7 protein-coding genes and 2 pseudogenes are annotated in these 12,070 nt (G+C 73.9%); 6 read left to right on the forward strand and 3 right to left on the reverse strand.

Annotated elements, in window-relative coordinates; all coding sequences use genetic code 11:
• Nucleotides 1–69: 69 nt before the first annotated feature.
• Both ACZ4EF_RS22675 and ACZ4EF_RS22680 read left to right on the forward strand, forming a co-directional pair.
• A complete protein-coding gene (locus ACZ4EF_RS22675) occupies nt 70–984 on the forward strand; it encodes a hypothetical protein (RefSeq protein ID WP_355344044.1) in 915 nt (304 codons plus the stop codon).
• A gap of 115 nt (nt 985–1,099) precedes the next feature.
• Nucleotides 1,100–6,052, forward strand: coding sequence for a hypothetical protein (locus tag ACZ4EF_RS22680; RefSeq protein WP_467506258.1), 4,953 nt, complete (start codon nt 1,100–1,102; stop codon nt 6,050–6,052).
• 120 nt (nt 6,053–6,172) lie between these two features.
• Here the strand turns inward: ACZ4EF_RS22680 and ACZ4EF_RS22685 are convergent, their stop codons facing one another.
• Nucleotides 6,173–6,580: a hypothetical protein gene (locus tag ACZ4EF_RS22685; RefSeq protein WP_391050091.1), complete on the reverse strand. Its 408-nt coding sequence runs from the start codon at nt 6,578–6,580 to the stop codon at nt 6,173–6,175.
• A gap of 166 nt (nt 6,581–6,746) precedes the next feature.
• Here ACZ4EF_RS22685 and ACZ4EF_RS22690 point away from each other — a divergent pair, with 166 nt between their 5' ends.
• The 4 genes from ACZ4EF_RS22690 (at nt 6,747) to ACZ4EF_RS22705 (ending at nt 11,024) form a co-directional block, all read left to right on the forward strand.
• Nucleotides 6,747–9,434, forward strand: coding sequence for a nitrate- and nitrite sensing domain-containing protein (locus tag ACZ4EF_RS22690; protein ID WP_402711306.1), 2,688 nt, complete (start codon nt 6,747–6,749; stop codon nt 9,432–9,434).
• Nucleotides 9,431–9,853 carry a roadblock/LC7 domain-containing protein gene (locus tag ACZ4EF_RS22695; RefSeq protein WP_188286155.1) on the forward strand — a complete coding sequence of 141 codons (423 nt, stop codon included), beginning with the start codon at nt 9,431–9,433 and terminating at the stop codon, nt 9,851–9,853. The genes ACZ4EF_RS22690 and ACZ4EF_RS22695 overlap by 4 nt, the downstream gene beginning before the upstream one ends.
• Before the next feature lie 32 nt (nt 9,854–9,885).
• Nucleotides 9,886–10,281, forward strand: a complete 396-nt coding sequence (locus ACZ4EF_RS22700; protein ID WP_355344056.1) for a DUF742 domain-containing protein — start codon at nt 9,886–9,888, stop codon at nt 10,279–10,281.
• A gap of 131 nt (nt 10,282–10,412) precedes the next feature.
• Nucleotides 10,413–11,024 carry a GTP-binding protein gene (locus tag ACZ4EF_RS22705; RefSeq protein WP_355344059.1) on the forward strand — a complete coding sequence of 204 codons (612 nt, stop codon included), beginning with the start codon at nt 10,413–10,415 and terminating at the stop codon, nt 11,022–11,024.
• A gap of 130 nt (nt 11,025–11,154) precedes the next feature.
• Here the strand turns inward: ACZ4EF_RS22705 and ACZ4EF_RS22710 are convergent.
• A pseudogene (locus ACZ4EF_RS22710) lies at nt 11,155–11,775 on the reverse strand (FGGY family carbohydrate kinase); the annotation flags it as partial.
• 53 nt (nt 11,776–11,828) lie between these two features.
• Nucleotides 11,829–12,026 (reverse strand): annotated as a pseudogene (locus ACZ4EF_RS22715) (FGGY family carbohydrate kinase); the annotation flags it as partial.
• Between the last annotated feature and the right edge of the window lie 44 nt (nt 12,027–12,070).

Here is a 12,070-nt window from a genome sequence, read left to right on the forward strand (position 1 = left end):
CGGGCGACCACGTACGGCGGACGCGACGGTGCCGACCGGCGTCATCGCCTGGACCGAGGAGAGCGAGAAGTGAGCGAGTACCGGGAGACGGCGGCGGACACGCCCGAGGCCGCGGCGTACGAGGCCGGGAGCACCGGACCGGCGCGCACCGGGGGAGTGACGCCCGGCGACGCGGCGGACGCCGCCCGCCTCGTGGGCTTCGGGCTCCAGCCCAAGCTGCTGCCCGCCCGCGACGCGGAGTACGCGGAACTGATCCGCCGCCACCGCGAGGACCCCGCCTTCGCGCGCCTGGCCGACGCGGTCGCGGCCGGACTCGGCCTGATCGTGCTGGAGGTCTCGCCCCGCGCCGGAATGGCCCTGGCGGCGGGCGAGGACTCGGTGTTCGCCGTCCGGATGGGCGACTACGCCCGCCGCGCCGCCTCCGACTCCGGTGACCGCTTCCTGCACGGCCTGGCCCACCTCGCCGCGGCGGCGCTCGCCTTCCCGCGCCCCGAGGACCTCGCCGACGACGGCTACATCGGCCGGATCACCGTCAACGGCATCGACGCCTTCATCCGCCAGGCCTGCCGCCGCCTGGAGGAGCAGGCCGACGAGACCGGTGAGAACACCGACCCGGCCAGCGACGCACCGGGACTGGAAGCCGCCTGGCGGGTCTACACCCGGCGCAGCGCGACCGGCGCCACCAAGGACGCCCGCAGGCTGGCCAGTTCCACCACCGGCATCATCGGCAAGGCCGTCGCCTTCCTCGTCGACTCCGGCTTCCTCCAGCGCACCGGGGACGAGTCGGGAGGCACCTACCGCACCACCGCCCGCTACCAGTTGCAGGTCCGCGACATGGCGGGCAGCGCCGCCATGGCCGAACTGCTCGACCTCGGCATCGTCCCGGTCGGCGACGGCAGCGCCAGCCTCGTCCCGGCCGCCGCCGACGACAGCGGCCTCGACCTGGCCGCGGACGCCGGTCTGCCGTTCCACGCCCACACCTGACCGGGGCCCGCCTCCCACCCGCCACCGCCACCGCCTCCCACCCGCCCCGCCTCCCACTCGCCCCCGACCTCCAGTCCACTTCCGACCTGAACCACGAGCCACGAGAGTCCGCCGCATGTACGAGCTTTCCCGACTCCGCCTCTACTCCATCGGGCCCGCGGGCGCGCGCTACGCCGACACCGTCCTGGACCTGCGGGGCGTCGGCGAGCCGGTGCCGCAACCCGCCCCCGCGCAGGGCGAGTTCTTCGCCGACGAGCCCGCAGGACCGCCGCGCCGCCCGGCGCCCGCGGGCGTGCTCTTCCTGGAGAACGGCGGCGGCAAGTCGGTCCTGCTCAAGCTGATTTTCTCGGTGATGCTGCCCGGCCACCGCAACACCCTGGGCGGCGCCAGCTCCGGCGTCCTGCGGAAATTCCTGCTGGCCGAGGACTGCGGCCACGTCGCCCTGGAGTGGCAGCACACCGTCACAGGCGAGCTGGTCGTGGTCGGCAAGGTCAGCGAGTGGCGAGGCCGCCAGGTCTCCACCGACCCGCGGAAATTCGCCGAGGCGTGGTATTCGTTCCGGCCGGGACCCGGCCTCAGCCTGGACTCGCTGCCCGTCGCCGAGGCCGCCAGCGTCCGGCCGCCGGTCGAGGGCATGTCCGGCGCGCGCGGCAGGCGCCGCACCATGAAGGGCTTCCGGGACGCGGTCACCGAGGCTGGCAAGGCGTACCCGCACCTGGAAGTGGTGTGGGAGGAGATCCACGACCGGTGGAACGAACACCTCGGCGACCTCGGCCTCGACCCCGAACTCTTCCGCTACCAGCGGGAGATGAACGCCGACGAGGGCGAGGCCGCGGGCCTGTTCGCCGTCAAGAAGGACTCCGACTTCACCGACCTCCTGCTGCGCGCCGTCACCGACACCCGTGACACCGACGGCCTCGCCGACCTCGTGCACGGCTTCGCCAACAAGCTTGGCCGCCGCGCTGAACTCACCGCGGAACGCGACTTCACCGCGGGCTCGCTCGACCTGCTGGAGCGGATCGTGGAGGCCGCCGCCACCCGCGACCAGGCCCGCGGCGTCCACGCCCAGTCCGAGCGCCGCACCCGCGCCCTCGCCCGTCGCCTGTCCGCCCGCGCCCAGCAGGAGCGCGGCAGGACCACCGAACTGGCCGAGCACATGGCGCGCGCCGCGCACAGCGTCACCGACGCCGACCAGGCCCGCGGCGGCAGCGCCCTGATCGCCGCCGAACTTGCCTACCGGCACGCCTCGTTGGCGCTGGCCGCCGCGGACAAGAGCGCCGCGGGACTCCGCCGCGAGCTGGGCGACGCCCGTACGCTGCACGCCGCCTGGCAGGCGGCCGAGACCGTACTGCGGCAGCGCGCCGCGGGCGACCGGCTGGCCCGCGTCACCGCCGCGATCCGCGAGGCCGAACGCGACGCGGCCCCGGCGCTGGCCGCCCGCACCCGCGCCGCCGCCGATCTCGTACGCGCCCTGCACGCCGCCGCCGCACGCGCCGAGCAGCAGGCCGACGCCGAGGAGGAGCGGTCCGCCGCGCTCCAGGCGGAGTCCGAGGCCGCGCACCGCGACGCGACCGCCGCCGCCACCGAGGCGCAGCGCGCCCGCAGCGAGAGCGGACACCTCGGGCAGCGGCTCGCCGAGGTCGAGCAGGAGACCGCGGAGGCGGTCAGCGCGGGCTGGCTCGACGACACCGCACCCGACGCCGACCCGGCCCGCGCGGCCCTCGCCGCCTCCGACGCGGAACAGACCGCGGCGGCCCTGGCCCGTTCCGCCACCGACACCGCCCACAGCGCCGCCGCCCGCGCCCGCGAGGCCGCCTCCGCCGAGGCCCGCGCCGACCTGGCCGCCGCCCGCGCCGCTGACGCCCTCACCACCGCGGAAGCCGCCAGAACCGCCGCGACCGTGGCGGCCACCGCGCTCGCCGCCGACCCCCGCCTGGCCGCCCTGCTGAGCGTGCCGGGCCCGCGCGACGGCACGGATTCCGCGGCGGGCCAGGACGCCGGACACCCGGTCGGCGCCCGCTCCGGCAGAACCTCCGACGCCTCGGCCGGTGACAGCGCGACCGGGCCGCACGGCGGTACGGGCCGTGACGCCCGGGAGGGTTCGGCAGGACGGCACGGCCGTACGGGCTCCGGCGCCGCGGATACGGCCGCGGGCCGCACCGGCCAGGGCTCGGGAGCCTCCGACCGGGACGGCGCGGGCGCGTCGCCCCTCCGCCCCGCCGCCACGCGCCCGTCCGCGGACGGACCCCTCACCGCCGCGGAGCTCGACGGCTTCGCCGAGCCGCTGCGGGAACTGCTGGACAGCGCCGTCGCCTCCGCCGAGCGCAAACTCTTCGAGCTGCGGACCGCGGCGGCCGACGACGCGCGCATCCTCGCCGCGCTCGGCGACGGCGGCCTGCTGCCGCCGGGCCCCGACGTCCTGGCGACCGTCGAATTCCTGGGGGAGCACGGCATTCCGGCGCTGCCCGGCTGGCGCTACCTCGCACAGGCCGTGGACCCGGTGGACCACGCGGTCGTGCTGGCCTCCCGCCCCGAGCTGGTCGACGGCGTCGTGGTCACGGAACCCGGCTCGTACCAGCGGGCCAGGGACGTGCTGGCGCAGGCCGCGCTGCTGCCGCGCTCGACGGTCGCGGTCGGCACCGCGGCGGCGCTGCTCGCGCCGCCGCCCGCGACGGCGGCGGGCAGCGCGGACCAGGACGTGTTCCTGGTCCCGCCGAACCCGGCGATGCACGACGAACTGGCCGCCGACGGCGAACGCCAGGAGCTGCGGGCCCGCGCCACCGCCCGCGAGGAGGACATCAGGACGCTCGCGGCCCGGCTCGCGCACGACCGGACGCTGTCGGCCCGCCTCGCCTCGTGGCGCGCCTCCTGCCCGCCGGACCGCCTCGCCGAGCTGGAGGCGGAGGTCACCGCCGCGCGGCAGAGCGCGGAGCAGGCCCGCGCGGAGCTGGCCGCGCTGCGCGCCGAACGCGCGGAGGCCGAGGCCGCCGCCGCCGAGAGCGCGCGGGACAACGACGCCCGCCGCGCCGCCGCCGAGCAGGCCCGGCGCCGCGCCGACGCGCTCGCCGGTCTCGCCCACCGGCTCCGCGAGCGCGCCAACTGGCAGCGCAGGGCACGGGAGTTGGCCGCCGACGCGGCCGAGGCGGAGACCCGCGCCGAGACCTGCCTGGCGCAGGCCCGCGCCGCGGACGAGGACCGCCGCGCCGCCCAGCGCGCCTCCGACGACGCCCGCCGCACCGCACGCGTCCTGCGCGCCGAGCGGTCCGAGATCGCCGGAGCCCCCGACGAGAGCGCGCAGGACCGGGCGCAGGCCCCCGCGGCCACCGAGTCGCTGCCCGCGCTCCGCGAGGCGTACCACTCGGCCTCCCAGGTGTACGAGAAGGTCGGTGTGGGCGCCGACCTGCGCGCCGAGCAGGCCCGCGCGGAGAGCACCGAGAACGCGGCCCTGGTCGAACTGGACCGGCTCACCAACAAGGTCCGCAGCCGCGCCGCCCAGTTGCTCGAAGGCCCGGACGGCGCCGACGGCCCCTCACGGCAGGCCGCGGCGGCCCGCGCGGAACAGCTCGTACAGACCCTGGAGTCGCGCGCCTCCGCCGCCAGCGAGCAGTTGGGGCGGCTGCGCGGCGAGGCGGAACGGCTCGCGCCCGCGGACGGCGACCGGCACACCGACCTGCCCGACGGACTGGCGCCGCGCGACGCCGAGCACGCGCAGGAGCTGCTGCGCGCCGCCAACGCCGAACTGGCCTCCCGCACCGACGCGTTGGAGCAGGCGAGGGCCGCCCACACGGACATGGTCCACGCCCACCGCGCCGCCGAGGACGCGGCGGGCGGCTTCGACGAGATCGCCGCGATGCTGCGCGACCTGCTGCGGGACAACGCGCCGGGACAGCAGGACGAGGACGAGCCGGAGCCGTACCCCGGCAGCACCGAGGAGGCCCGGCAGGCCGCGGCGGAGGCCCGGCGCGGTCTGCGCGGCTGCGCGGCCGACCTGTCCACCGCGGAGACCCAGCTCCGCGAAGCCTCCGACGTCCTGGTCCGGCACGCCAACGCGGTGCGCTACGAGCAGGTCAGGACGCCCGCGCGCCAGCAGATCAGGGAACTGCCCGCCGCCGCGCTGCCCGAGCACGCCGCCGCCTGGGCGACCGCCTTCGCCCCGCGGCTGCGCGTGCTGACCGACGAGCTGACCCAGCTGGAGCGCAACCGCGACAGCATCGTGGACCGGCTGCGCGGCCTGGTCGAGTCCTCGCTCGCCACCCTGCGCTCGGCGCAGCGCCTGTCACGGCTGCCGGAAGGGCTCGGCGAATGGTCGGGCCAGGAGTTCCTGCGGATCCGCTTCGAGGACCCGGACCAGTCCGTTCTCACCGAACGCCTCGGCGAGGTCATCGACGAGGCCACCAGGGCCGCCGTACGCAAGAATTCGGACCTGCGGCGGGACGGGATGTCCCTGCTGCTGCGCGGCGTCGGGTCCGCGCTCGAACCGCGCGGCATCGCCGTGGAGATCCTCAAACCGGACGCGGTGCTGCGCGCCGAGCGGGTGCCGGTCGGACAGATGGGCGATGTGTTCTCCGGCGGGCAGCTCCTCACCGCCGCCATCGCCCTCTATTGCACGATGGCCGCGCTGCGCAGCAACGACCGGGGCCGGGACAAGCAGCGGCACGCGGGCACCTTGTTCCTCGACAATCCCATCGGTCGCGCCAACGCCACCTATCTCCTGGAATTGCAGCGCGCGGTGGCCGACGCCTTGGGCGTACAGCTCATTTACACCACGGGACTGTTCGACACCACGGCACTCGCCGAATTCCCGCTGGTGGTCAGGCTCCGCAATGACGCGGATCTGCGGGCGGGCCTGAAATACATCAGCGTCGAGGAGCACCTGCGGCCGGGACTTCCGGTCCCCGACCCGCAGGGCGAGCAGGTGCACGGCGAGATCACCGCCACCCGGATGTACCGACGGCCGCCCGAGCCGGAGCGGGACGGGGGAGACGGGGAATCGGACGTGCCCGTTTCCGGGTCCGCGCGCGCCGCCGTGCCCGGACCGGGCAGGGAACTCCAGCCGGACAGAGGCTAGTCCGGACCGCCGCCGGCGGTGGCCGCCGCTGCTACCGGCCGCCGCTGGTAATGACCGCGATCAGCTCCCGGACCGTCGCCCGACCACCAGGTACCGACGGCAGACCGCGAGCGGCCGGAGTCAGACCCCGAGGTGCCAGGGCAGATGACGCGGTATGTGCACCCGCCGCGTCGGCCTGCCGCGCGCGGCCGACCGCGCCGCACGGTGCCTTCTGCGCCGCTCCCTGCGCAGGGCACGGGCCGCGCTGCTCGGGCTGGAGAGCACCCCGTTGCGCTGGTTCCACACCTGTCGCGTCACCCACACGTCCAACACCGCCCACGTGGCGACGACGCTGGTGAAGACGGCGGAGATCAGCGCGGGCGCCGACAGCCAGGAGTGTCCGGCGGCCAGCAGTACGGCCATCACCGCGAGGATCAGCGCGACGGCCACGATCAGCACCGCCCGCACCGCCGCCGCTCGTACCGGATCGGGCATTCGGGGAGTGCCGACCGGGTCCTCGGTCCACACCCGCCCTTGTTCGAAGTCCATACAAGGTGCCTGCCCCGAATCTTCACGATGCATTCCGGGGTACGTATCCGGCCAGACCTGCCCAACCCTACGCACTGGCTTTCGAGTTACCGCATCGGCAGTAGTAGGCTCACGCCGTTTAAACGCGACAGACGATCCCCATACCGGGGAAGACGTTGGGGAGGCCATGCGCTTTCGCGGTACGACGATCCGCCGGAAGATCGTGGCGCTGCTGCTGATCCCACTGGTGTCCCTCACCCTCATCTGGGCCTTCGCCGCCACCATCACCGGGCGCGAGGTGTTCGGACGGCCGGACATCCAGCGAATAGTCGACAATGTCGGCTATCCCGCCGACGACGCGGTTCGGAACCTTCAGCAGGAGCGCAGGGTCGCTCTGGTCTTTCTGGCCAACACCCGTGACTCCGAGGCGCGGATCGCCTACGACAAGCAGGAACACGCCACCGACGCGTCCATCGCCAAGATGCGGACGACCATCGACGCGTCCGGCGTCCGCGACGACCTCAACGCGCGGTCCCGCGACCGCCTCGACGACCTCCTCAACACCGTCGAGGGCCTCACCTCGCTCCGCCAGCGGATCGACAACCAGCGGATCACCCGCGACGACGCCTACCAGGCGTACAACTCGCTGGTCGATCCCACCTTCGACCTCTTCGAGGAGTACCTCCCGCTCAGCGACGTCACGCTGGACAGCCAGCGGCGCGCGGTGATCGGCCTCTACCGGGCGCAGGAGGAGGTCAGCCGCGAGGACGCGCTGATGGCCGCCGCGATCAGCACCGGCCACACCAGCAAGGACGAACTGCGCTCCTTCACCTTCGCGGTCGCCGAGCAGCGCAACTACTACGCCGTCGACCTCAAGACCCTCACCGACGAGGCGCGCGCGCCCTTCGACACGTACTGGCAGAGCGCCAGCGGCAAGGCGCTGCGGGCCGCCGAGAACGCGATCATCGTCGCGGGCGTGGAGGAGGCGCCGGTCGTGGCCGCCCAGAAGGCGTGGCCCGCGACCGCCGCCACCGTGATGACCGACCTCGGCAAGCTCGACGGCGAGGCCATCGCGAAGTTCAGCAAGCAGGCCAGGCCGCTGTCCACCACGCTGGTCGTCGAAGCCGCCGTCATCGGTGTCCTCGGTCTGGTCGCGGTGATCGCCTCGCTGATCGTGTCGGTACGGATCGGCCGCAGCCTGATCCGCGACCTGTCCGGGCTGCGCCGCGAGGCCCAGGAGGTCTCCGGCACCCGGCTGCCCCGCGTCATGCGGCGGCTGGCCGCGGGCGAACAGGTCGACGTCGAGACCGAGGTGCCGCGCCTCCAGTACTCCGACGACGAGATCGGACAGGTCGGCAAGGCGCTCAACACCCTCCAGCGGGCCGCCGTCGAGGCCGCCGTCCGCCAGGCCGACATGCGCAAGGGCGTCTCCGAGGTCTTCGTCAACCTCGCCCGCCGCAGCCAGGTCCTGCTGCACCGTCAGCTCACCTTGCTGGACGCGATGGAGCGCCGCACCGAGAACGCCGAGGAACTGGCCGACCTCTTCCGCCTCGACCACATGACCACCCGCATGCGGCGGCACGCCGAGGGCCTGGTCATCCTCTCCGGTGTCGCCCCCTCCCGGCAGTGGCGCAAGCCCGTCCAGCTCATGGACGTGGTCCGCGCCGCCGTCGCCGAGGTCGAGGACTACGAGCGGATCGAGGTACGGCGTCTGCCCCGGCTGGCCGTCACCGGCTCCGCGGTCGGCGACCTCACCCACCTGCTCGCCGAACTCATCGAGAACGCCGCCGTGTTCTCGCCGCCGCACACCGCGGTACGGCTGCACGGCGAGCCGGTCGCCAACGGCTTCGTGCTGGAGATCGACGACCGCGGCCTCGGCCTGACGCCCGACGCGCTGCTGGAGTCCAACCTCCGGCTGGCCGAGACCCCGGAATTCGAACTGTCGGACACCGACCGGCTCGGCCTGTTCGTGGTCAGCCGCCTCGCGCAGCGCCAGGGCGTCAGGGTCTCGCTGCGGCAGTCCCCGTACGGCGGCACCACCGCCGTCGTCCTCATCCCGGCGAATCTGCTCACCGAGACCGGCGACGACACCGGCGCGACCAAGATCGGCGACCTCACCGAGTCCCGCCCGGCGCGGGTGCCCTCCGACACCGAGCACACCTTCCGGCAGTGGGGCCTGGACGGCATCGGCGGCGAGACGCAGAAGGAGCACGAGGCGCACCCGGCGGACGAACCCGTCGGCGCGCCGGTCGGCGAGGCGGGCGACCCGGAACTCGACGGGCCGCTGCCGTTGCCGCGCCGCCGCCGTACCGCGCCCGTACTGGTCTCCGACCGCGGCCGACCGGTCGGCGGACCCTCCGCGCAGACCTCGCAGGCCGACCGGGGAGCGCTGGAACAGGCCGCGGAGCGGGCCGTGGCGCAGGCGCAGGCCCGCGGCGAGCTGTACCCACAGGGCCAGCCGCAGGCACAGACCCCGGCGCAGGCACCGGCTCCGGCGGAGCCCCAGCCGCTGCCCGCGCGCCGGTCCCCGTCTCGGCCCGCGTCCGAACCCACGCCCGAACCCCCGTCCGGGTCCCCGCCTTTGACGGCCGCGAAGAAGACGACCGCGTCCGGCGCGAGCGGCAGCGCACTGCCCCGCCGGGTCAGGCAGGCCAATCTGGCGCCGCAGTTGAGGGTGGAGACCACCGCCCACGACAGCGGCGGCGCGACCGGCGAGGGCGCCGGCCGCGAGCGGTCGGCGGACGAGGTCCGCGACCGGATGGCGGCACTCCAGCGCGGCTGGCAGCGCGGCCGGGAAGTGACCGAGAACGACGGCACGCAAGACGACCCGTCGGCATCCGCACCGAGAACGACACCTGAGGGGAACGGTCGATGACCGCACCATCGAGCCCGACACGCGAGCTGAGCTGGCTCCTTGACGATCTGGTCTCGCGCGTGGCCAGCATCCGCAAGGCCCTGGTCCTCTCCGGCGACGGCCTGGCCATCGGCGCGTCGGACGGACTGACCCGCGAGGACTCCGAGCACCTCGCCGCCGTCGCATCCGGCTTCCACAGCCTCGCCAAGGGCGTAGGACGGCACTTCGAGGCCGGGCGCGTCCGGCAGACCATGGTCGAACTGGACGACGCCTTCCTCTTCGTGACGGCGGCGGGCGACGGAAGCTGCCTGGCCGTACTCAGCGCGGCCGAGTCCGACGTCGGCCAGGTCGCGTACGAGATGGCGCTACTGGTCAAGCGGGTCGGTGCCCACCTGGGCACCGCGGCTCGGAACGACGGCGGCGCGGCACTCAGCGGCTGACCGGATGATCTGACAACGGGGTGACGGGTGTCATGACTTCTGATTCGGACCGGTGGTACGACGACGCGGCAGGACCGGTGGTGCGGCCCTATGCGATGACAAGGGGCCGCACCAGCAACGCCGCTGAGACGAAGATCGACCTGATCGCCCTGGTGATCACGGAGACCGAGGCCGGGGACGACGGAGGCGCGCAGGACGACCACACGCTGTCACCCGAGCACCTCGACATCGTCGAACGCTGTCAGGTCCAGGCCGTCTCCGTCGCGGAGCTGGCCGCCGACCTCGACCTGCCGGTCGGGGTGGTCCGCGTCCTGGTCGGGGACCTGCTGGAGGCGTCGCACGTACAACTCCACCAGCCGGTCCCACCGGCCGAGTTGGTGGACGAGAACATCCTGCGCGAGGTCATCAACGGGCTGCGCGCGCTGTAGTGGATCGTGATCCACTGCGGCGTGCCGGTCATGTTCGAACAGGACTAGGCTCTCCGCAGACGTACGACGAAGCGCAACCGACGTACAGATCGACGTACAACTGACAACGCCGGCAGGGAAGTAGACACAACATGGCTTTCGCGCGATCGGATCGCCGCCGCAAGCCGTCCGCCGACGAGCCGGTGGCACTCAAGCTGCTGGTGGCGGGCGGCTTCGGCGTGGGCAAGACCACGCTGGTGGGCGCGGTCAGCGAGATCAGGCCGCTGCGCACCGAGGAGTCGCTCAGCGAGGCGGGCCGCCCGGTGGACGACATCGAGGGCGTGGAGGGCAAGCGCACCACCACCGTCGCCATGGACTTCGGGCGGATCACGCTCAGGGACAACCTGGTGCTGTATCTGTTCGGCACGCCAGGACAGGACCGGTTCTGGTTCCTGTGGGACGAGTTGGCGCAGGGCGCGCTCGGCGCGGTCGTGCTCGCCGACACCCGCCGCCTGGAGGACTGCTTCGCGGCCGTCGACTACTTCGAGCGGCGCGGCATCCCCTTCACGGTCGCCGTCAACTGCTTCGACGGCGCCGAGCTGCACGCGCCGGACATCGTGCGCGACGCCCTCGACCTGGACGCTTCCGTGCCGGTGGTGATGTGCGACGCGCGCGAGCGGGACTCGGCGAAGAACGTCCTGATCACCGTGGTGGAACACGCGGCGCAGATGGCGACGGGGCGCAAGGAGCCCGCCGCCACCTGAGCCCGGCGGCTGCCTGGGGCCGGACGCTTCCGCAGCCCGGCCGCCGCCTCCGACGCTTCCGCTGACTGGCCGCCGCCTGAGCCCGGTTCTTCTGCGAGACGGCCAACCGGCCGCCGTTCAGAGACGATCGTTATCCGGCGGAGCCGTCCTCGCCGTCCTCCTCCAGCCAGCCGAAGCTCCGCTCGACGGCCATCTTCCAACGCCGGTAACCGAGTTCACGTCGCGGCTCGGCCATGCGCGGCTTCCACTCGGTGTCGCGCTCCCACTGTGCCCTGAGCGTGTCGAGGCCGTCCCACACACCGGTCGCCAGACCCGCGGCGTAGGCCGCGCCGCGGCTGGTGGTCTCGGCGACGACCGGCCGGACCACCGGCACGCCCAGCACGTCGGCCTGATGCTGCATCAGCAGGCTGTTGACGGTCATGCCGCCGTCCACGCGCAGTTCGGCGATGCGTACGCCGGAGTCCTCCTGCATCGCGTCGACCACCTCGCGGGTCTGCCAGCTCGTGGCCTCCAGCACGGCCCGCGCCAGGTGCGCCTTGGTGACGAAGCCGGTGAGCCCGGTGATCACACCGCGCGCGTCGGACCGCCAATAGGGCGCGAACAGCCCGGAGAAGGCCGGCACGACGTAGGCGCCGCCGTTGTCGGGCACGCTCGCGGCCAGCGGCTCGATCTCGTCCACGCTGCGGATGAGGCCGAGTTGGTCGCGCAGCCAGTGGACGAGGGCCCCGGTGACGGCGATCGAGCCCTCCAGTTGGCGATCCCGAGGGCGCTGAGCTGGTCGGGGCGCAGCCCGGCCCTGGCGAGCGCGCCCGCCGCCACGGCCTGCGTCTTCGCCCAGATCTCGGTCGCGTCGTGCTCCACCCAGCCGGGCCTGGGGAGGATCTGCCGGTGGTCGCGCTGGTCGGCGGCGACTATCCGGCCGCCGCTGTCGAAGACGACGCACCGGGTGGACGTGGTGCCCTGGTCGATGGCGGCTACGTAGCTCACGGGCTGGTCGCTCATGTCGGTCTCCCTTGCCCGGTCCGCGCGGGACCGTGTCGGGAACG

This window comes from Streptomyces sp. NPDC025721 (assembly GCF_055558595.1).